The following is a 26,542-nucleotide window of genomic DNA, read 5'->3' as shown; positions in this document are numbered from 1 at the left end:
CATTTTAATGTTTTTGGATATATTATTTAATGCATTATTTTATTCATTATAATAGTTATATGAACATTATCGGAATTAATCGTTTTAAGGCTTTTTGTAAGCAAATTAATTACCCTATTAGTATTGAATTAGAGAATGCAGAACTTGAAATTTTATCTGAATCCATTGATAACAGTGATTCGCCTTTAATTTTTAGAATTACTTTTTTTAATGCTGTAAGTTTAAATGAATTTATAAAATTTAACGACTGTGTAAAAAGTAATAAAGCTCTAAATATTCAACTCAGATTTATTTTTAGTGATATGCAATATACTAAAGATATTTTGCTTCAATATATTGACAAATTAATCTATAAAAAAGCTAAATGAGGAAATTTATCTAAGTTAAATATGGAAAGTGTTATTTCTTCGGTTTCAACTAATGGAGAAGTTTTATTGGTTCACGACAATATAGATTTTGAAAATGAATACTCGCCTTTATTTGAAAAATTAAAAGTTAAATTACAATCTTATGGATTTCAAAAAATTAATTTCACTTTTGTTAAAAAAGATATAAACCCAAACATTGAATTCAAAACCGAAAGTGAATGAATTGCTGACAAGAAAGATGTTATAAAAAAGCTCCTCGAAGAAAATAAAAAACCTATACAATCTGATGATTTTAAATATGAAAGTAAGTTAAACAAATATAAACAAAAGAATAACTATACATCAAGAAAAAAAGTTTATAAATCTACAACAATAAAGCAGTTAAGATATTTTGATGAACGCTCTGCGGTTTCATTTTGTGGTGAAATTTACTCGGTAGAAAAAAGCATTACAGATGACTCTCCTTTTCCAATTTATACTATAAAATTGGGAGATTATGAAGATGCGTTAACTTGTTCTTGATATACTAGAGACTTTTTGCCTAAAGAGCAACAAGATTTACTTAATTCATGAGAAGGAACGTGAATTAAGGTTGAAGGATCACTCCCAAATAAGGAACGTATGGAAAGAAATTTATTTGTTTATATAGACAATATTTTTCCTACTATGCCTACAATTAAGCTAAAAAAAGAAAATTATAATTCTGAACTTAAAAGAATTGAGTTACATGCTTCAACTAAAATGAATGTAATGGATAGCGTTCTTGAGCCTGGTGATTTAGTTTCAAAAGCCTCGGAGTATGGAATGAGGGCGGTTGGTATAATAGACACTGATGGTGTTCAAGCGTTTCCAGCTTTCTATCTTAAAGCCAAGAAAAAGAAAGTTAAACCAATTTTTGGTGTTGCCTTATCAACTGTTTCAAAAAATAATAGAAGTATTTTAGGCCCGATACCTACTGGTAATCTAAAAGACTATGAATATGTTTCTTTTGACATCGAAACCACCGGATTAAGTCCAAAATTCCACGAATTAATTGAATTTGGTAGTGTGTTAATTAATGATGCTTTCAAAAAAGCTGATAAAAATCAATTTTTTATAAAAATTAATAGTGAGCTAAGTGATTTTACAGTTGAATTGACTGGAATAACGGATAATATGCTGGAACAAGATGGCATAGATATTAAAAAAGCTTTATACAAAATTTATGATCTATTAAACAATAAGATCGCAATTGCTCACAATGCTAGATTTGACTATAACTTTTTAAAGGAACAATTTAGAATTCATAATGTTCCCTTTCCGAATGTTACAGTTGTTGATACCTTGATAGCATCAAGAATTGCCTTCCCAAATAATGCAAGGCATAAATTAGAAGACGTTGCAAACCGTCTAGGCGTAAAGTATGATCCAAGTGTTGCACACCGTGGGGACTATGATGCTGAAGTTCTTGCAGATGTTTGAATCCAAATTATTAGTTTTCTAAACACAAGAAACATTTTTACATTTGAAGATTTAGCTAATTTTAGAGAAGATAATCTTTATGCAAGAGAATTTTCTTACGAAATGACTGCCATTGCTTTAAATGAGAATGGTATTAAGGAAATGTACGGTTTGGTTACTGATTGTTTGACTAAACACTTTATAAATAAGCCAATAACGTTTGTTGAAGATTTAGTACAAGCTAATAGAAATAATATACTTTTAGGATCTGGAACTCTAAAAGGTAGGCTTCTAGATAAATATTTTTATTCATGCCACGATGATTTTATAAATGAATTAAATAAATATGATGTTATTGAAATACCAGCTCCTCAAGCTTTTGAACATTGAGTAGTTGATGGTTTTATTACTAAAGAACAATTGGAACAAGGTTTAAAAGAAATTATAACATGTGCTAATTTGGATGGAAAAATCACTATTGCTACAGCTGACACGAAATATATTGAGGAAATAGATAAACTTGAATACGATGTTTTAGTCTATTCAAAAGGTATTGGCAAGGCACACCATTACCTATATAACTATGAAAAAGCCAAAAACAACAAATTAACTATTCCTAAATTTGATTTTCTTACAACTCAAGAAATGCTTGATCAATTTGCATTTTTGAATGACAAACAACTGATAGAAGATCTTGTCATAAACTCAACAAATAAAATTGTTGATAAGGTTGAAAATATTGAAATTATTAAAGATAAGTTGTTTACTCCAAATTTTGATGATTCATCAAATAAACTTTCAAAATTAGTCTATGAAAATGCACACAAAAGATATGGTGATATTTTACCTGAAATCATTGCAAAAAGAATTGAATCCGAACTTAATCCAATCATAAAATATGGGTTTGATGTCATTTATTGAATTAGTTACAAATTAGTCCAAAAATCCTATAAAGAAGGCTATATTGTCGGAAGTAGAGGTTCTGTTGGTTCTTCATTTATAGCAACATTAATTGACGTTTCTGAAGTTAACCCACTTGAACCGCACTATAATTGTTCGAATTGTAAATATTTAGAATTTGTGCATAAAGAAGGTATTACGAGTGGGTTTGACTTAGAAGATAAACTTTGTCCAAAGTGTGGAACTAATATGAGAGGTGACGGTCAAAGTATTCCTTTTGAAACATTCTTAGGCTTTAATGCTGATAAAGTTCCCGATATAGATCTTAATTTCTCCGGAATTTTCCAACCAGAAGTTCATGATGAAGTTAAAAGGCTTTTTGGTGATTCACATACACTAAGAGCAGGCACAATCGCCAAAATAGCTGATAAAACTGCATATGGATATGTAAAAGCATATTGTGAGGAAGCTAGAAAAGAATATTCATCTTCATTTATAGATTTTCTTTCGCATAAAATTGCTGGCGTAAAAAGAACTACAGGACAACACCCTGGTGGAATTATCATTATTCCTAAAGAGTATGATGTTTTTGATTTTACACCTGTAAACTATCCAGCAAATGAAACTAATTCATCTTGACTGACTAGTCACTTTGATTATCGTTCAATACATGACAATGTTCTTAAATTAGATATTCTTGGGCATGATAATCCAACTATTATCAAAATGCTTGAGAAATATACAGGCCTTAACATTAAAGATGTCCCTAAAAATGATCCAAGAGTTCTAAGTTTATTTTATAGCCTTGAAGAGCTAAAAATTAAACCTGAATCTATTTCTGGAGAATTAACTGGAGCATTAGGATTGCCTGAATATGGTACTAGTTTTGTTAGACAATTATTGCGTCAAGCACACCCAACAAGTTTTGCAGACTTAATTTCTGTCTGTGGTCTAAGCCACGGTACAAACGTTTGATTACATAATGCACAAAATTTAATTTTGAAAGAAGGACTGACTCTTAAACAAGTAATTTCTTGTCGTGATGATATTATGATTATGCTTATTGATCAAGGTGTTGATAGGTTATTTGCTTTTAACGTAATGGAAAAAGTACGTAAAGGGAAAGGGTTAAATGAAGAAGAAGTCGCAAAACTTAAAGAGCACAATGTCCCTGAATGACAAATTGACAGTATGCAAAAAATTGAGTATATGTTCCCTAAAGCCCATGCTGTTGCTTATGCAACTATGGCCTGGTGAATCGCTTGATTTAAACTTTACTATCCATTAGCTCATTATGCTTGTTATTTTGCGACACACGCTAAAGCATTAGATATTTCAGCAATGATAGATAAAAGATATGGCGGAAAGGTATCTAAACGTTTATACGAATTGAATAAAATGAGTAATTCAGAACGTACAAATAAGGATACTGTTTTGATCCCAGTTTTAGAAATAGCTGAAGAAATGTATGCTAGAGGTTTCTATATCTCGAACATTGATATTGAAAAATCATTGTCCCATGAATGAATAATTGATGAAGAAAGAAAATGTTTAATACCTCCATTTGATTCGATTGATGGTCTTGGTGAATCTATAGCGAACTCTATTGTTGAAAATAGAGAAATAAAACCGTATAGATCAAAAGAGGACTTTAAAGCTAGAAGTGGAATCAATAAAACTCTACTTGAAAAAATGGATGATTTAGGTGTTTTTAAAGCAATTTCTGATACGGATCAATTTAAGTTATTTTAATTTATTACCTAATCAAGCGACCGCTTTATTAGGTTTTATTTACCTGTTTTATAGCGTTTTAATATATTTGATAATATAAAATACCATAAGATATATTTAAAAAATAACATTTATAAAATTACGGATCATTCAGGTACAAATAGTTAAACCGTCAACCGTGAATTAAATCATTTGCGTAAATATGATAGTTAAATCTGTTAAACAATTTTATTTTGTTCACGATATACCTCACGAAATAAACGATATAAATTTAGTGTTTATTCTAACAATTAATTTCACTTATTTTAAATATTGTCGTATATGAACAAAAATAGTAAAAATAGGCAAATTTCTCATTATTTTCATTTTTTATTAAGTTTCTAAAAAATACTTTTATTAGGTTTTATCAACTAAGAGAAATAATAAAAAACTAGCATTACTATTCTTGAGATCGGTGAATTTTGAATAAAGTATTTATTTCTTATAAACGAATAGATTTAGGATTTTTTGTATTGATAAAGATATTAAAAAAATTTAGCCAAAAAAATATTTTTTTCTTATGTTTGCTACGTTTGCTATATAATATTAATACGTGGTCGCGTAGCTCAGTAGGATAGAGCACAAGCCTTCTAAGCTTGTTGTCAGAGGTTCGAATCCTCTCGTGATCGCCATTTTTTTATTTCTTATATTAATAATGTAGTATGATTATATAAAATATGTCCACGTAGCTCATAAGGTAGAGCACAAGCCTCCTAAGCTTGGGGCGATGGGTTCGATTCCCGTCGTGGACGCCATTTTTTGATACTTAAAAAAACTCGGGCGACCGAGTTTTTATTTGCTTTGGAATAACTGTCATAAATAAAAGACTGCTAAAACATAATCGTAAGCTAATCTAAAACCGAAATAGATACAATGTCTGAATATCATTTGATTTAATTCAGTTGTTTTATTCATTGTTTCTTTATATGCTTTATTAAACCTTGTTATAGTTCACATATCAAGAGCTAAATAGCACATCATTAAAGCTAAACCAATTACAGGAAATAAAGCAGCCATAAAACTATTAAAAATTAAAAAGCTAAATAAAAATACAACAAATAATGATACGCCAAGCAATATAAGAATAGTATTTAATAATTTCATTTTGATTTTATCAAAGTAAGCTAGAACACCAATAATTAATAAGCCTATTAATGGAATTATAAATACTGCTAAAGTTTCTGCTATTACATAAAAATTAGATTGACTTGTTTTTAAATATCCAGAAAATGAGAAAACTAGTTTTACGAAAACACCTGCAAATAAGCTTATTCCGAGACCAATCATTGAAAGTGTATACATTACTAACTGAGCAAAGAAGTTCATTCTAGGGCCCATAGCTGAATAAACAAAAACAATGATAAAAGTAGGTATTGAAATATATAAAATAGTCATTCAGCTTTTATCAAAATTGAAATTGATAGCTTTCATAACGAATAAAGCACATATTGCGGATACTATTGCAATAGTTATCCCATAAAAGAATCAAATTATGCTAGCTCCCAAAATAAAGTTAGTTGTTTTGGATTGTTTTTTGTCTTTAAGGTTTATTGTTGAAAAATTATTATTCATAAAAAAAATTATACCTTAATAAAAGTAATAAAAAAATCACCCTATTTTGGTGATATGGCTGCCCCAGTTAGATTCGAACTAACGCATGACGGAACCAAAACCCGTTGCCTTACCGCTTGGCTATGGGGCAAAATGGTGGAGGGGGAGGGATTCGAACCCCCGAACCGTGAGGAAGTGGGTTACAGCCACCCGCGTTTGGCCGCTTCGCTACCCCTCCGCATTTAGACTATCTTAAAAATAGCAAGATTATTATAATATAAAACCTGTTAAAAAAGAAAAATATTTATTTTTTTAGAGTATTTTTTGTTTTGGTGTTATTATAATGGTGCATATATATATATATATTTATTAAAAAATCACTGTTTTATAGTGTTTCCGGAGGTAAAATGAACATTTTAAAAACAAGAAAAGGGAAATTAATCACAATCTCATTAGCATCTACGGCAGTTGTAGCTTCAACAACTGGAGTTTTATTATATGGCTCTATTTCTGAAACTAAAAGTCGTAATTTTACTATCGCTGACACTATTAAACCTAAATTGATAAATAAGGATAATTTAGATTTTGATAATGTAAGACAATCTAATACTGATGCTGGATTAAAAGAAAAACCTAAACCCGAACCCGTTCCTGAACCTACACCGACTCCAAAACCACCAGTTATTATTCCAGAGCCTGAACCAATTGAAAAACCTGAAATAAAACCTGAACCCGCTCCACTTCCTGAACCTGAAAAAGTTGAAGAACCTAAACCAGAACCATTGCCAGTTCCTGAACCCCTAGAAGAACCTCCAATTATTCTTCCTAAACCAGAACCAGTTCCTGAACCTAAACCCGAACCCGTTCCAGTCCCTGAACCAGCTCCCCAACCTATTCCACAACCTAAACCAGCGGAAAATGATGTAATCATTGTTATTAAAGGTGTGCCGGTTAAAGCGGACGTAACAAAACCTACTCCAAGACCAATTAATAATTATGACTTAGCAAATAATATTGCTAATAATGAGCCTTATATTGCTGAGTTGGTAGGTAAAGTTAATAGTATTGAAGTTACAGATGAATTAAGAAGAAAAGTGGTTGCTGAAACTGTTCAAAAAATGAGTTTTGACTTGAAAAATCCAAATGATACATTTGGGTTTATTGGATCAATTGTTGAACACTTTCATAATGACTTTAATGAAGTAGAAAAATTTATTCAACAACAACCTGAAAACTGAGAAAAAATAGTTTACAAATTTTCAAGAATTATTAATTCACCAAACGTGGTTAATTATTTAAAAGAAGAAGCTAAGCCACTTTATCCTGAAATGATGAGAAAGCCAAATAAAATTGAAAGAGAATATTGGTTAATTAATAACCTTGATTTATCTTTATTTACAAAGCTTTCTGCTCAAAGTGAAAAATTCTTAAAAGAAGGGTATACATTAGATCCAGATAATGGATATGTTAATGAACGTGGAGAGTGAGAAAGCCATACTTATAATCCGCCTGATGGATTTAATACAGTAACTACCCGTATGATTAGAGATAATCAATATAAACGTGCTTTCGGATATGATACTTGATACCCAAGATCATCAGAAAATATAAAAAGTGGTAAATACCCAGGCTGAACTAAAACTAATGTTAAAAATGATGCTAAATTCCAAAAATATGATGTTGGAAGTACAAAAGGCATTCAAATTTTTGAAATTAAAAGGGATACTGAACAACCTGGAGACTTTAATAAAGGATATATTGTTGAAATTGATACAGCTGATCCAAATGCGTATAATAAAACTAAAAAACTCATTGAAGATCTAAAAAGAGATAACATTGAAATTAGTTCATATAGATTATTTAATATGGGTAAAAGTGCTTCAAATCAAAGATTTTCAGATATTTTAAGTGCCTTACCTAATGAATTAAGACAATTAGAATTATTCTTTGATGCTTCAGCTGCAAATACATCTTCTTTAATTGCTCTTGAAAATAAAAAGATTAAAGAGCTTTCATTGTATACAGAAGGTAATTCGTTGCTTGAATATTGAAGTTTAAATCCTTGAGCTCTTAAAAATGTTAACTGAGTTAATACTATTGATTACAACGTAAGTTTTGAAAATCCTGCTAATACAAATATTCCAACAAGAATTACTTTTAATGCATTAGCGTTTGAGGAATCAGATATTCTTAAAGGCCAAGCAGATCCATATAAACGTATAAACGACGGTTTAAGAATGGCTTACTTTGTTAGAAATAATGAAGGTATATTCCAAGGTGGTATGGGTCCCGGTTTAAGTCCTGACCATAACGAAGGCGGAAATAGCTATCCAACTGGTTTAGACTTAACTAGAGCTAGATCGCTTAGATCTCTTAAAGGTTTGAAATTCTATGATCAATTTAAACCTTCAAATAAACCAAGAAAACTTAAAACATTAAGACTATACAGTAGTGGTGATACATTTGATATCGATGGTAGTGAGTTAAATGAAGCTGGTTTTGAAAACATGGCTATTGGCGAAATGGGGCCACCAAAAACTAAAATTGTTTTTAGCAATAAGGATCAAACTAGGTATGTACATATCAAAGGTAATCAACCTTTAAGCGGTAATGGTTTAACTAACTTACGTAGATTATATGGCTTAGCTGAATCACTCGATAAAACAACTATTAAAGTTGATCCAGGTGCGTCAAGTTTAGCAAGTCAATTAAGATCAAATGGTTATACAGTTATTGAAAACAGTAGTGATGATTTAGTAATAACCTAGGAAGGATGAATATGAAAAAGAAAAATATTTTAAAATTATTCTCTATTGGTGTTCCTTTTCTTTCTTTAGTTCCTTTAGTTGCTTCTTGTGACAATACGGGAGCTAAAGATAAAACATCTGATAATAATGAAAATTCAGAAAATAGCGAAAATAATAATTCAACTTCTAATAGTTCATACAATGATTTATCTATTGAACAATTAAAGGAATTGGCTACTGATGAATTAAATTATTTAAGAGATAAGAAAAATTTTGCTTCATTAATTTCTAAAGAAAATGACAAGGAAAAGTTAATTGAACTTGTTCAAGAAATTAAAGATGCTTTAGCAAACCAACCTAAACTAACAGGTGTAGAAGCTAGTGCTAATGATGCAGAATTTACAAAATTGGTTGAAAGTGCAACAAGCACAAGCTTGTTTGATTTCGTTCCAACTTCTGCAGGATTCCATAAATCAAAATCTGATTCATTGCCTTCTGAAGTAATGGGAAATAGTTCTGATTGAAAATTAAAGATCCTCCCAGAATATGCTTCTAAAGTTAGAGCTGAATTAACTAACATTCAATACCCTGAAAATAGTAAAAATATAGCTAATGAAAGAGGTGAATTGAAAATCTTCGTTAGATTTAGTAATCCTAATACAAATTTAGAACCAATTACTAGACATTTTATCTTAGGAGGCTTTAAACAAGGCTCAACTGGAGAAATTCAAGTTGGCCCAAGTACTCCAGTTCAAAATGAATTAAGAGAATACTTAAGTAAAGATCAGCTTAATAGATATAAATATGACAATGATAAATTTGTTGAATTAGCAACCAGAAGAGATGGCAACAATTGAAAAGTTTTAAGAAATGGTCAATTAACTAATACAACTGATTCACAGGTAAATACATTTAATACAAAAGCTTCTGAAGTTGGTGTTAGTTCTTATACTGATTCTGTTTATAAAAACTTTGGCGTACCTAAATATGGTGAAAATGGTCAAGTTGAAGGTATTGTGATGCCATCAAGTGATTTAGGAAACTTGCCTTCTTGAGTCGATTCATACGGCAAGAAAAATCCTTTTAGAGCTACTGGTTTAGGTAGAATTTTACCTAATCAAAAATATGTTGATATTGCAAAACAAAGTTTTGCTATTTCCTTTAGTTCATATTTAGCTTCAAGTAGTGAAAGCGAAAGAAACCAAATTAAACAATTACTTCAAAATAAAGAAGATCTAAACGATTTAATTAATGAACTTCAAAGTGAAGAGAAAAAAGAATTCTTTAAGAAAAGACTTGGTGATGGTAGAACTCCAGGAGATAGACCAGATGCGTCTTGACGTGAAAAAGTTAAGATGGAAGTTTGAGAAGAATTAATTAAAGAAAACGGTGGAGATCAAGAAAAAGCTGCTGTTGTATATACTAAATATATAAACAAATATAGAAATGAAATGGAAAAAGCTGTTCAAGCTTCCAATTTACCGGAATTAGTTAAACAAAGGGTTATTAGTAAAATTAAATCTGAAAGTGATTTAGATGAACTAGCTTTATTTGGCAATCAACAAAGTAATATTCGCGGAACAATGTGAATTATGGACTACGAAATTAAAGATGGTGAAGAATACCCGACTAAATTCTACTTTGGAACCAACTTACACGTAGCTGATGCAATGATTCCTGATTTATTTACAACATACAGCATTGCAAGAATGAAAAATGAAGTTAATCCAGTTTTAAATAAACTTAAATTTGTGGGACTAGATGATAATTTTGAAACATTCTTTATGAATAGTGTATCAATTAAAAGAGTTTTTGACGGCCGTGATTACTTAAATAAAAAACCAGCTGATTTCTTAGCTAATTCGCAAAAAGAAACTTATAAAGATGCTGAAGAGTTCATTGATTTTGCTGTTTTAGAAATTGACTTTTCAAAAACACCATTGAGCCAAAATTCAAATGCAAGCCATCCATTTAATAATGTCGCAGATTTTGCTAAATATGTAACAAATGACTATAAAAACTGAGACGATAATAAGAAAGCTAAATTCTTAAGTGAATCATATTTAAAGAATTATTCAAAAATTGATTTCCCATTAGCTTTAACTGCTGAGCAAGCAAAAACATATGATTGAAGCAAACTTGATCAACTTTATATTTTAGGTTATCCTTTAGCTAATTCAGGTTCATGATATGACTTCTATTTAGAAAAATATATTGATGACGATCAAGAAAAAGTAGCTAGATACTACAATACTATTTGAGTAAATGGTGACCAAGACTTCTATAATATGCAACTTGGTGAAGATGGTCCAGATGCTAACACAAAAACAAAATTAGAAAGAGGTAACTTCTTATCATATAACATAGGTTATCGTACCTTTATTGATAAGCCTGGTTTAACCGATGCTTTCCTAACAGCCCCTGTTTTAGGTAATAAACAAAATCCTCTTGATAATTTATATACTTCCACACAAGATAATAAAAAATACATAAACTTTGGTTTAGAATACACCCCAAGATGATATGCTCCTGGTGGAGGCGCTTCTGGTTCAAGTGTAAGAAATCAACATAATCAACTTGTTGGTGTATATCACGCTTCAAATACTACTGCAAGAACTGGTTTAGCAGCCGCCTTTAGATCTGAAGGATATGACTATAAAAATCTTTATGGTGAATATAACTTACCTCAATATGACTTAATTTATGGAAATGGTAAAGATCAAAAGAATTCATATAGAGATGCATTGCAAAAATTATCAACGGAAGCTAATAGTGTAAAGAAAACTTACTTATTCCAAAATGGTTTTGATAAAAATAATATTCCTAGTGAATTTCAATTTAGTAGTACATTACTAGATTATGCAAGTACTAAAAAAGTGTCAGGTAATAATTAATGACAGCTGTTCAAAATACTTCGTTAGAAAATAAGCGTTTTTATACTGATTATAGAAACCAGCAAAGTTCTAAGTCTCAAAATACATTAATTTTAGTTTATAAATGAATATTAATAGCATTTATAGTGATTTCTACGATTTTAATATTTGTTTTTATGGATAAATCTATTTTTCCAGCTAAAATGTTAAAATCTGAAGATTCTAAGCAACCGCTTGAATTCTTGTTTAATTTTCAAAACACGCAATTGCGTCAAAAAAATGCAACGGTTATCTTAAGGTTTAGCCCACTAATCTTTGTGTTAATTTACGCAACTGTTAAAAACTTTATTAACATTGAAAATCAAAAAGAAAAAATAAATAAATATATTTATTTCTATGTTCTTTATTTTGCTTTGGCGATTATCTCTGTTTTATTGTTGTTTTTGTTTATTGATAATAAAGTTACTTTAAATTTACGATTGATACAAAAACATTAACGAAAGAACAAATTGAAGCCTTAGATTCATCTAAAATTGATCCAAATACCGGAATTTTTACAAGTGTAGTTGCCAGAATGGTTCCTTATAATGCTATTGAAGTAATGAATCTTTTCTATATTTTAATTCCATTATTTGTTTTAAACATTTCTTTTGAAATCTATAACTATATTTACAAAAGAAAATCTGAACCAATTTTATATTCATCGTATTGAACATTAATTATTCAATTATTATCACAATTATTATTAATAGTATTTATTTTAACAAATGTATTTCTTTGAAGAAATGCTACTATTGAAGCTAAAAAATCAGCATCAGCATACTTATTTGTAAAAAATAAATACTATGAAACAGTCGAAAACGTATTTAGTCAAAAATCAGCCGTAAACTTAACTATAGTAATATTTGTATTTCTATTCATTGGCCTTGATATATTTGGTTTAAATATTAGAAAGATTTTTAGAGTTGTCGAAAAAGACATTTTACAATCTCAATCAAAAGACAAATATGTATTAAGTTTAGCTATATTGGTTTCTGCCTTATTTGCCTTTATTAAAGTTATGACTATCAAAATAAGATTCAATATTTTGGGATCAGATGATATTTATAACTATATGTATTTATTATTTATTGTAGCTGCAATAGTTATTTCAATAATTTACTTTATTGTTGTTCATTTTAATTCAAGAGTAAACAAAAGTACAGTTGTATTTACTTTAATTATGTCTCTTTCTCAATTAATGCTATGAACTTTAGTATTGATTTCATTATTTACTATAGAAAATGCAAGCCATTATGTATATAACATATTCGCAGTAGGTATCTTATCAGTAGCTATCTTTATCCACTTTATTATTACTAATAGAGCTATAAACAAGTTCATTTCGTCATGTATTAGATTAACAATTGCAATTCAAACAATACTTATTTTTACATTCTCATTAAACCAAATATTGATAGCACAAAATAATTTCATATTAATTTCTGTGCCAACACCAATTTCAATGATTCAAATTTTAGCTATATTTAACTTTGCAGTATTATTAGGTTTCTTTATAGTATCAGCAACCCAAATCTTCATAGCACTTCAAAAAGCACAAAGTCGTAAACAAAAGGCTGAAAGAGAGGTAATTTAGATGAAAAAAAATAAAACTCAGGAAATTTCGCAAGAATTATTTAATTTATATAAAGAATATGAAGAAATTATCAAAAACGATAATTATGTTTCATACAAAAAAATAATTGCCTCAATTCTTTTAAAAATTAATTCTGGCTTTCATTCAGAAGAATATGAAGAATTTACAAAAGTTATAAATGATGCAATTAATAATAAATGAGATATTATTTTTGACCAATTCACCATTAATTTCAATATTGTAAGTAAATTTAGTCTTGATACATTAGTGCCTATTTTAGCTCATAATGAATCATCAGCTAATGAAGCAATATCTTTAAAATCTAAAGAGCCTTCAAATTACGCCGATATTACTAGAGAACTAAACGCTGAAATTCAAAAATTACTTAAAGTAAACAAATATGTTGAAATCTTACCTAATTTGGTTCTGTTCGTTTCTCCAAATACAGGTTCATTAAAGTTATTTTTTGATAAATCACTAACAGTTAAAATTTAATGCATTTAAAAGATTTAACTCAAAAAAGAACGAACTTAGAAAATATAAGAATAAAAGTTAATAATGATAAAAATATTCTCTTAATTACAATTATGAAACTAACTAAAAAGTTAGCATTCTATGTTGATAATTCATTACTTAATATTCAATTAATTCACGCTTTAAAAAATAAATATAACATTAAAAACAATTTCGTTGGAGGGCAACAAAATAAAATTTTAAATGCTATTAAAAAAGTATTTATTAAAGATAAAGAACTATATATTTATTTAACAGAGGAACAAAAATACGGGACTGACTCATATTCACGTTATGAAAAGACTATTTTAGAAAAAATCAAGTCTAAAAAAGCCGATTTTATAACCATTGGACAAAGAGCCATTAAATTCTGTGCGGATAATAATTTGAATGTTATTAAGTCATTCAACAATAGCTCATTTCCAGATTTAGCTAAAATTTTAACAAATTTAGTTAAGGTTCTTTATTTAGACGCTGGTTATGCAAAAGTTCACTTTGTAATTAACTCAAATAAGAACTATAAAAAGCCTTTTACTATTTTACCGCTTGATAATTTTGATGTTGATAAGCTCTTGAACATTAAACAAACAAACTCATTTAATTCAGTTATTCAAAACTATAAAATTTATCCAAACATTGAAGGATTTATTGAAAATCAAATCAATATCTTCTTGGAAAATGCAATTAATGCTTTGGTAGTTGAATCATCATTCTATAATGCGAAAAATGCCTTGGTTTCTACTAATCAAAAAAGTAAGCAATTAGATGAAGAAATATTGAAGGTTTCAAAAAGAATTAATCGTGTTAAACAAGAAAAACAAATTGAAGAAATTATTCTTTTAACTAAGAAAAAGAAAACTATTTTTGAAGAAGGCCATAATGAGTAAAACAATTTTGATGCATTTCTTAGATAATAAGATTCTTAAGTTGAAAAAATATGATTTGTTTATCAACCACAATGACGAAAACGACTGAATTAAACTACCAAACGAATCAATCTGTGCTTATCCAGATATGCTAATTAAATTAGTTAATGAAGAAGATAAAAACACCTTTTATATGTTCTTAAAGAACTTAAACATAGTAGATAACGGAAATTCTATTATGGTTAAATCGTTCTCTAATATCAAGTTTTATAAAACTTCTAAGCTAAAAGAAAACTATAAAAACTTAATTAAAATAACTAAAAGTAAAATTTCGCAACTTGAAGCATCATTATATTTAGGTTTAACAATTGACGAAATTATCGAATTAGAAGCCTTAAACGATAAATTATATGAATTAGAATTAAAGCAAATTCTTAATCTAAAGGAAGTAGAAAACTATGAGTAAAAAAATACTAAATATTTTTAAACATATTTCAGTAGTGTCTGCAGTTTCTGCTCCAGTCGTTTTATTATCTGCTAATACAAATAGTTCAACAGCTAGTGAACCTAAAAAGCCAATTTCGCCTGATCAACTTCCTGAAAATCAACCAAAAGTACCTGTACTTTCTAATGAATTTCCTCACTTTAAATCGCTTGCTGATGAATCTGTAAAAAAGAATTTAAGTCAATCAATAAAAATAGTTATAAGTTCTCTTGAAAATGAACTTAATAAAGTAATGAATGAGAAAGATCAAGAAGGTGAAACTGACGAAAAAGGGAATCCTCTTCCTTATGACTATAAAAAGAAATTTAGTAGATTAACTTACTTAAACCAATTAATGTCTTTTGTTAAAGATAATGAAGAGGATATTGTTCAAAATCCTACTAAATATGGTATTAATACAATATTTCCTCAAGTTATTTCTCAAAACGAAAAAATTAATATTGGAGATGTAGAATTTGACGGACAAACCTATAAAAATGTAACTTTAGGATTAACAGATCCTACTGACTATGTAAAAGTTGTTGAAGGCAATGGTTCTGTTAAAGTAACATCTCAAAAGCCTGAAGTTAATTCAATTACACCTGGTAAATTAGGCGAAGCATTAAGCCAATATGGTGAAAAAATGCAATCAGAAATGCCTGCAATTTTCTATAATACAAGCGACTTTACCCTTGTTGAAAAAGATTTTGATGTAACTTTCGAAAAGAATGGCGATGAACAAATCATAAGAATTTCAACCCCTAAGGGTTTTGATTCTTGAAAAGACTACTTTATCAGTAAAATTACTCCAAGATATACAGCTTTTGACTTAACTGCCAACCAAGAAATAAAAATTGAGGAAGAATCAGAAGATGAAGAAAAGAACGAGGATCCTGAAAAACCTCCAATTCCACCTATTGTTAATCCTGATGAACCTTCGAAACCCGTTGAACCAGTTGAACCTAGCGTACAAATTCTTGCACTGCCAATATTAAGACCACTTCAAACATACCAATATATTGATAAATCATTAACCTCATTGAAAACACTTTTTGATTCAAAATCTAATGAAGAAAAAGCGAAAATGTTTTTCTTTGATAACCCAATTAATACAAGATATGTTTATACTGTTGAATCTTTAAAAATAGATGGTACAAATTGCGTCGCAACTGTACAAATTAAAGACTCAAGCAGTGAAGATTTAAGTCGTAGATATATGGTTAACTTAAAAAAATATGATAATGATCCCAAAACCATTAAGTTCCAATATATGTATGAATTACAAATTAAAAGCTTAAGAGAACATTTTATTGATCTTTATAAAGCTGTTGGTTTAAACGAAAAGATTTCTTATCGTGAATTAAGATATCAAGAATTAATTAATCCATTATTTGAAATGGTTGCAAAGGCAGTAGACTTTTCAATTGAGCCAAATACATACATAAAAACACAGTCAAATGTTCTAAATGATTTTGCTAGAAATCAAAACATTAATGAATTAAAACCAAATAATTCAAATGTATTAGCTTCAAACAGAACATTTGTAGGTTATGTTATAGATAACCTTAAAGCCTCAAGAATAAACACTGTTGGTTATTATGCCGCTTTATCAAATGGTTTTGAAACCTTACTTTATAAAGTGCAAGAGTTAATTTATCAAAAGAAATCAGCTCTTAAAGCAACATTAGAGAAAAATCTAAAAGCCCTTAATTATAGCTTTGAAGTAGTAAATTCATTCTATAAACAATTAGAAATTGATATTTATAAATTAAAGCAATTAGCACAACCTGCAAGTACCACTTTTGATGTTCTAAACTGGTACAAAAACTACTTAAGCCAATTAAGTAAAGTTTCTAAAAATATAAAAACACTTTATGAATTATTTAATACAAAAGATATAACTGCTGAATTAGCAAACAATTCAGCTGAAACCGAAGTAAAAAGAAATGATGCATTAATTTCTGATAATAGCACTCAACCTGAAAAAGCAGAGCTAAGTGCTCTTGAAGTTTTCAAAAATGCTTATGCAAAAATGGAAGCTGAAGTTAATAATGTGAAAAGTCAAAATAATCACATTTTAACAATATTCGGTTATGTACTATTAATCATAGGACTAATAGGAATAATAATTAATGTAGTAACTGCATCTATAAAATTTAAAGATAAAAGTAAAAAAGTTAAATTATTGTATTTAATTTCAGGTATTGCTTTTGCAATCTTAACAGTACTTGGGTCTGTATTTTTAGGTGTAGGAATGATAGGAGTTTAATAAAATGAAGAATCCAAAAATAACATCAATATTCGACTATATAGTTGAAGTATCTGGCGAATTTCCCTATAAACAACGGCAATTCTACAATTTAAAAGAAAATCCTAATGTTAAATTAATGCTAATTAATGCATCAAAGGATAAAGCTTTCTTAATTGCTAACACAGTTACAGATGAGCTTAAAATTAATTCTGAAGTTGTACTTGAAAACGATAATGCACGTATTGATACACCTGAATATTTATTTGGAAAAGTTATTGATATTGAAGGTAACGTTGTTCTTCCGAATAAAGAATTAATGCCCAAAAAGGAAGCTTCTGGAGCTAAAATTTTTGAACTAGCACACGATTTAACAACTGTAAAAACTTTAAATGAACAATTATTTACAGGTATTGTTTCAATTGATTTATTAATTCCTATTGGTAAAGGTCAACGTGAATTAATTATTGGGGATAGACAAACCGGAAAAACTCATATAGCTTTAAATACAATTATTAATCAAGCAAGAAGCGGAATGAAGTGTGTTTATGTAGCTATTGGCCAAAAGCGTGAAGCAATTTCAAGAATTTATAATACTCTAAAAGAATATAAAGCTTTAGAAAATACAATTATTATTGATGCACCTTCAACAAGTGCCTATGAACAATATTTAGCTCCATACATTGGTATGGCACACGCTGAAAACATTTCTAAAAAAGAAGACGTTTTAATTGTTTTTGATGACTTAACGAAACACGCAAACATCATCCGTGAAATTGCTTTATTAACCGATAGACCTGTAGGCAAGGAAGCTATGCCTGGAGATACCTTCTTCTCGCACTCACAATTACTTGAACGTTCAGGTTCATTTATTGAAAGAAAAACTATTACAGCTTTACCTATTTTACAAACTGTTGATGGTGACATTACCTCATTAATTGCTTCAAACATTATTTCTATTACTGACGGACAAATTGTAACAAGTGCTGACTTATTCTCACAAGGTGTATTACCTGCTATAAATATTAACTTATCAGTTTCTAGAACAGGCTCAAGCGTTCAAAGTAGATCTGTTACAAAAGTAGCTGCTGAAATAGGTAAAATTTTCAAACAATATAAACGTCACTTGAAGTTAGCTATGCTTGATTATGACTTTAATAAAGAAACTTCTTCATTACTTTATAAGGGTAAAATGATTGACAAAATGTTCAATCAAAAAGGTTTCTCATTGTATTCACAAAAATTTGTTCTATTTATGTCAAAATTGATTTCCTGAGCTATTTTAAAGGGTATTAAGAATGACAAGAAAGCTTTAGAATTCTTAGATAAATTAATTGTTAAGAACGAAGATGCTAAAAGAGCATATAACACAATTATGTCAGGTGAAAGCTATGATGATAATTTAGCTAAAGCATACTTTGCGAATGCTTTAAAACAATATTCAGATTACTTGAAATTAGGTTGAGAAATTGAAGTTGATCACGAATTTGTTGCGTTTAAAGAATCTGAACTATATGAAATTGCTTGCGAATTAGGAGATATGTAATGTACGGAAAAATTATTAATTTATGATCAGACGTTATTGAAGTTGAATTTGATAAAGATAACTTACCTGAAGTTAACCATCTTTTAACATTACACGACGGCAAGACATTCTTATTAGTTAAAAGAGTTTTAAACGACACAACAATTAGAGCAATTATTATTTACAACTCAGAAGAAATCTCAATTAATGACAAAGTAATTAATACAAAAAAAAGTTTTATGGTGCCAGTTGGTTTAGGTTCAAGAAACAACATTTATTCATTTAGAGGACAACCATTATTATTAAATAGAATTAACTCGCCTAAATATGTTGAAATGAATTCAACAATTAATCAAACAAGATTTTTGAATAATAAAATTGAAATTATTGAAACAGGTATTAAAGCAATTGACTTCTTTATTCCTATTATAAAAGGCTATAAATTAGGTATTTTCGGTGGAGCTGGTGTTGGTAAAACTGTGTTAATGAAAGAAATTATTTTCAACGTTAACAAACAAAGTTTAAATACATCTAATATCTTTATTGGTTCTGGTGAACGTTCTAGAGAAGCTATAGAATTATTTAATGAGCTTGAAGGATCTAAATTAATGGATCGTTCAGCTATGTATATTTCAAAGATGAATGAATCGCCTGGTGCTCGTATGTCGATTGTTCCTATTGGTGTAACTGCTGCTGAATACTTAAGAGATAAGGAAAAACAAGACGTTTTATTATTCATAGATAACATTTACCGTTTTGTACAAGCTGAAAACGAAACAAGTGCTTCATTAGGTAAAAAACCTTCTGTTGGTGGTTATCAATCAACACTTGAATCTGATGTTGCAAGTATTGAAGATAGACTTTATAAAAATGAAAATGGTTCTATTACTTCATTTCAAACTATGTTCCTTCCGATGGATGACTTATCAGATCCTTCGGCTGTAGCTGTTTTTAACCACTTAGATGGTTCATTGGTTCTTTCCAGAGCACAATCAGCTAAAAACATCTTCCCGGCTTTTGATCCACTTGCTTCACAATCTAACTCAGTTGATGAAAAGATTTTAGGCAAAAAACACTTTGAAGCAATCGTTGAAACTAAGAGAATCTTAAAAGCATATAAAGACCTTGAAGATGTTATTCTTATTCTTGGTTTTGATGAACTTGATGAAGAAAGTAAGATTATTGTAAAGAAAGCTTTACAATTAGAAAACTTCTTTACACAAAACTTCTTTATGACAGAACACTTTACTAAATCACCTGGTCAATATGTTCAATTAGAAGATACAGTAGATAGTGTTATACGTATTTTAGAAGGTAAATATATCAAACAAAGTCCCGAAATTTTCCAATATGTAGGATCTAATAAAGATATTCCTACAGATGAAGAATTAGGATTATAATAATTATCTAATAGCCATTATGGCTATTTTTATTTAATTAAAAAACACCTGTTTTATAGGCGCATTAGACAAACATTTTCTGTAATAAAGCTTTTTTAATCTCTTTGAGTTTGGTGAGTTTTTTGTTAGTGAGGGTGATTAGTTTATCAACAGCAGTCAAAAATTCAGCGATTTTTGACTGTTCAGCGTAAACCGGTGCTAAAATATCAGAATTTAAAACTATATCTTTGTTTAGATTATTTACTACACTACCATTAGATAATTTAATATATTCATTAAACATATTCTCGGTTCTCAGATAATAAGCTATATAAACTAAACTCATATTTTCTAAAATTTTTCTAAAATATAATCACCCATCATGTATGCAACCATTAATATTTAAAATAAATGACTTGCCGAAACTCATTGAGTTAGACAAAATTAAATTTCCATTATTTACAAATCTGGAGAATTTAACACCATCTTTAGTTATTTTTTCAGAAGCTCTATCAATAAAAATTCCATTTTCTGGAGCGTCACCTATTTTAATCCAATTAATTCCTGTATGGTTGTCAGTTAAATATTTCTCAATTGGTCTTGGTGATGATCCTCTATCAATAGAAGAGATTTCAGAAAATTGAAATTTTTTCCAATTTTCTGAAAATGCTTTAAACCTAATCTCAGGGACTAATTTTCCTTCTCTTGGAAACATTTTATTAAGTAAAGACTTTTTAACATCTTTTAACTTATCTAATTTAGTAGTTGTTTGAGTAATTAAGTTATCAATATTTTTGAATAATTCACCTATTTTAGATTGTTCTTGGTAAGTTGGACATTTTATATTTATATTAAAAACATCCATTTTAGATAGCGAAGGAATATTTGCAGACTGCAATTTTTCTGATAATTCTTCCTTTGAGTTTATTAATGCGTTAAAAATAAAATCTAAACTAAAGTTTTCTAAATTGAAGTCTAATGAGTAACAACTGTTTCCAGCCCAGTATTTTTCTTTAACGAGATTTACATAACCTACATTTGCGCCTCTGGCACTAATAACAATTTTATTTTCAGGAGTATTTCATTTGTCATAAAATCCAGTATTAGTAATACCACCATTGTAAACAGGGTACTTATTAAAATCACTTTGTTTAGTTTTGATGATGAACTCACCAATGGAAATATCTGATATATTTCCTACTTTTAGAATATTTCAACTTTCTTCAAACCCCTTAAACCTTACATCAGGTGTCATTCTTTTATTACTCATATTAATAAAATAATAACATAATTATTTTTATGTTTATATGCCTGAAAAGCTCAAAGATAATAATGCATATTAATTTAATAATTAAACATTTATAAGCTAATATTTTGGTGCTATCTAAAGCATTTATGAGTTATACTGGTAATCAATTGGTTATGTTTTATATATAATTAAAGTATTAACTATTCGATGACTATTAAATGTTTTTGTAAAAACATTCGAGTTCGATTAAAAGGAAATTATGAAATTAGAATTAATAGCACCAATATTATCACCTGTTGTTGTTACAACAACATCAAACATTCAAGAAAATGAAACTGAAAAATTTATTTTTGATTATATTCAAAAAAATAATATTCCATTAGAGAAAATTGATCTAGGTAATTTAAAACAAGAATATAACAAGAAATTTCCAGAGCGATCTAAAACGATTGAAAATATAGATTTAAGCTTCTTGAAAAAATCTGTTAATAATCATTTGAAAGAAATAGAAAATGAAATTAAATCTTCTGTAGAGGCCAAACATAGTAAAAGAGAACATAATAAATATGTTAAACGTATTTATACAGATCTACAAAATAAATATATGGTTAATCAAGATGGTGTTGAATCATCTAAAAATATATTAGCAAGAATAGAAGAGACAACAGCATTTTATAATGAACAAAGTGATAATTTGAATAAATATACTGAAGCAATTAAGCAATTAAGTATTGCTTCAATAACAATGAAAACAATATGTGGTGTAGCTTCTGCGATATCAGTTTCAGCACTTATAGCCAGTTTTTTTACCGCAGGAGCAACATCAGCAGTATTTGGAATAGCTGGAAAAGTTGCTGCTATATCTGGTTTTATAACAGCCACCTTAGATGCATTATTACACTTCAATAGAAGTAAACTCAAACAAACTCAGCTTATGATTGAATTTGTTAAAAATATCAAAAACACAGTTCCAGTTGATATTATTAAGTACTTTATAAAATATGCTATGGATATTAATGCTGATGCTTCAAAGAAATTAATAACAAAATTGCAACCTAAATTAATAAAACTAATCAAATTTATGGATATATTTTCGGGCATAGCTAACATAGCTGAAAATATTGACGGTATTTATAATGATGTTAAATATTTAGAAAAAATAAATAATGATAATATTGAAGCATCTAATAAACTTGCGAATATAGCTAATGATATCGCTAATATGAAAAAAGTAAAGTGAACCGTTTTACACGAAACGCCATTAGATAATCCTTATATGCTTGGTGGTACAGGTGGTATAAATCAAATCTTTAAAAATATTGAAACAGGTGAGGTTTTAAGACTAGATGAAATGCTGAAATTTACAAAATTTGAACTATACTCAATGGGGCTGACCAAAGCTTTACATCCTAAAACCGGATGATATATAAGAACACTTCCCAATAATTTAAAAATAGATAATTTAGGATAATAATGTATACCGTTTTAAGTTGAATTTCAAAGAATTGAAAATTAGTAAAAGTAATATATTATTTTCTCTTTTTTATAATAATGTCGTCGCTGTTTTCATATTGTCTATTAAAATATATGCTCAATTTTAAATTGATGAGAATAAAAAACTATTTTATAAAACAAAATATTTATATCAATGATAAAGTTTTACGGTATTGTTTTAAGAGAATATTGCTATGTTATATTTGAATGATAATTTTTATTTTCTTAAACATACTTATATTAAGTATTTTATTACTCTTATTCAAGAAATACAATCTTGATTATTATCATATTTTGTTCTTAATTATTTTTAACATAATATTTTTAATTTTACCCTTAGCATTATTAATACAAAGTTGTGTTTTAATACTACAAATTAGAAATAATAGTAAAGGAATAAATAAAACTAGACTACTTGAAAATATTATAAAAAATGACGTTAATAAAGAAATGCAAATTTCTTTTAAAGAAACAAATACATTCACACATTCTGAGCTGTTAATAGGTGGCGAAAAACATAGAAATATAGATCTTAAATCTTATAAAACAAAAAATAAATATATTTCTTATTGAAATACAATTTTAAATTTTGACAATCTTATGATTATAAAAAACAAAAAAAATTTTAAGGTTTCATATGGTTCATTTTATGATGAATTTGCATCACATGGTTGAATAAATGATTAATGTATCTTTTCATTTGCTAAAATTCCTGTTTTATAGATATTTTAGAGAATTAAATATAAATGAGGTTAACTATAATGCCTCATTTTGTAATAAATAAAATATACTAGATAAGAGATAAAGATATATCAATACCACTTTTTATTCTCTAACATATACTTTTAGCTAATAATTGTCTGTTTTTTTACTTCTTTTATTCTTAAAAATAAGTTGTCTTCTTATGTTTAAAAATGAAAATCCGCAAAATTTTTTTCCTATATAATATAAGATGCAAATAAATACATATAGTACATTTGCCGTAATATCAAACACAATATTTTTTCTAAAATGGAGGAAAAATGAAAACAAATTTTGATAATAAAGATTATCTTAAAAAAGTTGACGCTTGATGAAGAGCTGCAAACTATTTATCAGTTGGTCAAATTTACTTAAGAAATAATCCTTTACTTAAAACACCATTAACATCAGAAGATATTAAAATTTACCCAATCGGACACTGAGGAACATGTCCAGGTCAAAACTTTATTTACGCTCACTTAAATAGAGTTATTAACAAATATGACTTAAACATGTTATACATTGAAGGTCCAGGTCACGGTGGACAAGTTATGTCTTCAAATGCTTACCTTGATGGAAGTTATACAGAATTATTCCCAAATGTTACACAAGACATTAAAGGAATGACACACTTATTTAAATACTTCTCATTCCCAGGTGGTACAGCTAGCCACGCTGCTCCTGAATGTCCAGGTTCTATCCACGAAGGTGGTGAATTAGGTTATGCACTTTCACATGCTGCTGGTGCAGTTATGGATAACCCAGAAGTTATTGCTGCTACAGTTGTTGGTGATGGTGAATCAGAAACAGGTCCATTAGCTTGTGGATGATTCTTAAACTCATTTATTAACCCAGCAAACGATGGTGCTGTTTTACCTATCTTACACTTAAATGCAGGTAAAATTTCTAACCCAACAATTTGATCACGTAGATCAAATGAAGAAATTCACGAATACTTTAAAGGTATGGGATGAAAAGCATTTATCGTTGAAGGCTCAGAACACGAATATATGCACGAACAAATGGCTAAAGCTCTTGATGAATCAATCGAAATGATTAAGAAAAACCAAGAACACGCTAAGAAAATCGGTGCAGAAAATGCTACAAGACCAGTATGACCAATGATCGTTCTTAAATCACCTAAAGGATGAACAGGACCAACAGAATGAAATGGTGAAGCAGTTGAAGGAAGCTTTAGAGCACACCAAGTACCTCTTCCAACAAATGCAATCAACATGCAACACGTTGACGCTTTAGAAGCATGATTAAGATCATACAGACCAGAAGAATTATTTGATGAAAATGGTAAATTATTACCTGAAATTGCTGAAATTGCACCTAAAGGTGACAGAAGAATGGGTATGAACCCAGTTGCAAATGGCGGAATTAACCCTAAAGTTATGAACTTAGGTGACTGAAAACAATTTGGACTTAAAATTGAAAAACCAGGTCAAATTGTAAACCAAGATATGGTTACATTAGGTTCATATATGGCTGATTTAGTTCTTAAAAACCCTACAAACTTCAGAATTTGAGGACCAGATGAAACTAAATCAAACAGACTTTACAACTTATTCAAAGTTACAAACCGTCAATGATTAGATAGAATTGACCCAGCTTATGATGAATTCTTATCACCAGTTGGTAGAATTATTGACTCACAATTATCAGAACACCAAGCTGAAGGTATGCTTGAAGGTTACGTATTAACAGGCCGTCACGGTGTGTTTGTATCATACGAATCATTCTTAAGAGTTGTTGACTCAATGTTAACTCAACACATGAAATGATTAAGAAAAGCTTTAGAATTACCTTGAAGAAAAGATTATCCATCATTAAACGTTATGGCTACTTCTAACGCATTCCAACAAGACCACAACGGTTATACACACCAAGACCCAGGTTTAATTGGACACTTAGCAGATAAAAGACCTGAATTAGTTAGAGAATACTTACCAGCTGATACAAACACATTATTAGCTACAATGGAAAAAGCCTTTTCAGAAAGAAACGTTATTAACTTAATTATTTCTTCAAAACAACCAAGAGACCAATTCTTTACAATGGAAGAAGCTCAAGAATTAGTTGACAAAGGTCTTAAAGCTATTGACTGAGCATCAACATGTTCAATTAATGAAGAACCTGATTTAGTTGTTGCTGCTTCAGGTACAGAATCGACAATTGAAGCTCTTGCAACAATTTCAATTCTTCACAAAACATTCCCAAGTCTAAAAATTAGATTTGTTAACGTACTTGACTTATTAAGATTAAGACACCCAAGCATTGACCCTAGAGGTTACAGTGATGAAGAATTTGATAAAATCTTTACAAAAGATAAACCAGTATTATTTGCATTCCACGGTTTTGAAGGTATTTTAAGAGACATCTTCTTCAGCCGTCACAACCACAAATTAATTCCTCACGGTTACAGAGAAAATGGTGACATTACAACATCATTTGACATTCGTTTATTAAGCGATATGGACAGATTCCATATGACAATTGATGCTGCTAAAGCTATTGAACCAGTTGTTGGAAAAGAAGCTGCTCAAAAATTAATTTCAGAAATGGAAGCTATGATTAAATACCACAAAGAATACATTAAAGAATACGGTACAGACATTCCTGAAGTTAAAAACTGAAAATGAGAAAATATTAACAAATAATTTCACTCAATAATTAAGTAGTCAGTAATGGCTACTTTTTTATATTTATTTAACCTAAACAATTGTTTTACAGGCATATTAGTAAAAATTTA

At 28.8% G+C, this 26,542-nt stretch carries 16 protein-coding genes and 4 tRNA genes; 16 read left to right on the top strand and 4 right to left on the bottom strand.

Features of this window, described 5'->3' with window-relative positions:
• Positions 1–59: 59 nt before the first annotated feature.
• From T390_RS0100195 to T390_RS0100185, 3 genes are all read left to right on the top strand, one after another.
• On the top strand, positions 60–4,460 hold the full coding sequence (locus T390_RS0100195; RefSeq protein ID WP_027334548.1) for a PolC-type DNA polymerase III: 4,401 nt from the start codon (positions 60–62) through the stop codon (positions 4,458–4,460).
• Positions 4,461–5,033: 573 nt separating this feature from the next.
• A tRNA-Arg gene (locus tag T390_RS0100190) sits at positions 5,034–5,110 on the top strand.
• A gap of 47 nt (positions 5,111–5,157) precedes the next feature.
• Positions 5,158–5,233 (top strand) — tRNA-Arg (locus T390_RS0100185).
• Between the two features lie 37 nt (positions 5,234–5,270).
• Here the strand turns inward: T390_RS0100185 and T390_RS03625 are convergent.
• The 3 genes from T390_RS03625 to T390_RS0100170 all read right to left on the bottom strand — a co-directional run bounded on the left by T390_RS03625 (position 5,271) and on the right by T390_RS0100170 (position 6,267).
• The gene (locus T390_RS03625) at positions 5,271–6,050 is read right to left on the bottom strand and encodes an MAG0110 family membrane protein (RefSeq protein WP_051590820.1); all 780 of its coding nucleotides are present in this window, start codon (positions 6,048–6,050) and stop codon (positions 5,271–5,273) included.
• Between the two features lie 55 nt (positions 6,051–6,105).
• Positions 6,106–6,180: transfer RNA gene (locus tag T390_RS0100175), tRNA-Gln, on the bottom strand.
• A gap of 3 nt (positions 6,181–6,183) precedes the next feature.
• A tRNA-Tyr gene (locus tag T390_RS0100170) sits at positions 6,184–6,267 on the bottom strand.
• Between the two features lie 169 nt (positions 6,268–6,436).
• Here T390_RS0100170 and T390_RS0100165 point away from each other — a divergent pair.
• From T390_RS0100165 to T390_RS0100120, 10 genes are all read left to right on the top strand, one after another.
• A complete protein-coding gene (locus T390_RS0100165; protein ID WP_027334547.1) occupies positions 6,437–8,797 on the top strand; it encodes a putative immunoglobulin-blocking virulence protein in 2,361 nt (786 codons plus the stop codon).
• 11 nt (positions 8,798–8,808) lie between these two features.
• Positions 8,809–11,670, top strand: a complete 2,862-nt coding sequence (gene mip / locus T390_RS03620; protein WP_027334546.1) for an Ig-specific serine endopeptidase MIP — start codon at positions 8,809–8,811, stop codon at positions 11,668–11,670.
• Positions 11,670–12,146, top strand: a complete 477-nt coding sequence (locus T390_RS0100155) for an MSC_0624 family F1-like ATPase-associated membrane protein (protein ID WP_027334545.1) — start codon at positions 11,670–11,672, stop codon at positions 12,144–12,146. Before mip ends, T390_RS0100155 begins: the two co-directional genes overlap by 1 nt.
• A 77-nt stretch (positions 12,147–12,223) precedes the next feature.
• Positions 12,224–13,285 (top strand): MSC_0624 family F1-like ATPase-associated membrane protein, encoded by a 1,062-nt coding sequence (locus tag T390_RS0100150; protein WP_027334544.1) that lies wholly within the window; start codon positions 12,224–12,226, stop codon positions 13,283–13,285.
• Complete coding sequence (locus T390_RS0100145; RefSeq protein ID WP_027334543.1) at positions 13,286–13,780, top strand: DUF2714 domain-containing protein; 495 nt, start codon at positions 13,286–13,288, stop codon at positions 13,778–13,780.
• Positions 13,780–14,685, top strand: coding sequence for an MSC_0622 family F1-like ATPase gamma subunit (locus T390_RS0100140; RefSeq protein WP_027334542.1), 906 nt, complete (start codon positions 13,780–13,782; stop codon positions 14,683–14,685). The genes T390_RS0100145 and T390_RS0100140 overlap by 1 nt, the downstream gene beginning before the upstream one ends.
• A complete protein-coding gene (locus T390_RS0100135) occupies positions 14,678–15,130 on the top strand; it encodes an MSC_0621 family F1-like ATPase epsilon subunit (RefSeq protein ID WP_027334541.1) in 453 nt (150 codons plus the stop codon). Before T390_RS0100140 ends, T390_RS0100135 begins: the two co-directional genes overlap by 8 nt.
• A complete protein-coding gene (locus T390_RS0100130) occupies positions 15,123–17,417 on the top strand; it encodes an MSC_0620 family F1-like ATPase-associated subunit (RefSeq protein ID WP_027334540.1) in 2,295 nt (764 codons plus the stop codon). Before T390_RS0100135 ends, T390_RS0100130 begins: the two co-directional genes overlap by 8 nt.
• 4 nt (positions 17,418–17,421) lie before the next feature.
• A complete protein-coding gene (locus T390_RS0100125) occupies positions 17,422–18,942 on the top strand; it encodes an MSC_0619 family F1-like ATPase alpha subunit (RefSeq protein ID WP_027334539.1) in 1,521 nt (506 codons plus the stop codon).
• Entirely contained in the window at positions 18,942–20,321 is a 1,380-nt protein-coding gene (locus T390_RS0100120) for an MSC_0618 family F1-like ATPase beta subunit (protein ID WP_027334538.1), read from the top strand. Before T390_RS0100125 ends, T390_RS0100120 begins: the two co-directional genes overlap by 1 nt.
• A gap of 64 nt (positions 20,322–20,385) precedes the next feature.
• Here the strand turns inward: T390_RS0100120 and T390_RS03960 are convergent, their stop codons facing one another.
• Positions 20,386–21,570, bottom strand: coding sequence for a restriction endonuclease subunit S (locus T390_RS03960; RefSeq protein ID WP_084260941.1), 1,185 nt, complete (start codon positions 21,568–21,570; stop codon positions 20,386–20,388).
• Between the two features lie 238 nt (positions 21,571–21,808).
• Between T390_RS03960 and T390_RS0100110 the strand changes: the two genes are divergently transcribed.
• The 3 genes from T390_RS0100110 to T390_RS0100100 all read left to right on the top strand — a co-directional run bounded on the left by T390_RS0100110 (position 21,809) and on the right by T390_RS0100100 (position 26,450).
• Positions 21,809–23,020: a hypothetical protein gene (locus T390_RS0100110; RefSeq protein WP_027334537.1), complete on the top strand. Its 1,212-nt coding sequence runs from the start codon at positions 21,809–21,811 to the stop codon at positions 23,018–23,020.
• 317 nt (positions 23,021–23,337) lie between these two features.
• Positions 23,338–23,730, top strand: a complete 393-nt coding sequence (locus T390_RS0100105) for a hypothetical protein (protein WP_169733486.1) — start codon at positions 23,338–23,340, stop codon at positions 23,728–23,730.
• 335 nt (positions 23,731–24,065) lie between these two features.
• A complete protein-coding gene (locus T390_RS0100100) occupies positions 24,066–26,450 on the top strand; it encodes a phosphoketolase family protein (RefSeq protein WP_027334535.1) in 2,385 nt (794 codons plus the stop codon).
• The last annotated feature ends 92 nt before the right edge of the window (positions 26,451–26,542 follow it).

Origin of the sequence: Mycoplasmopsis felifaucium ATCC 43428, from assembly GCF_000687775.1 — a bacterium.
Lineage (GTDB): Bacteria > Bacillota_I > Bacilli_A > Mycoplasmatales > Metamycoplasmataceae > Mycoplasmopsis > Mycoplasmopsis felifaucium.
Note: the sequence above shows the minus strand (reverse complement) of the source record. Positions and strands in the feature narration are given on the sequence as shown.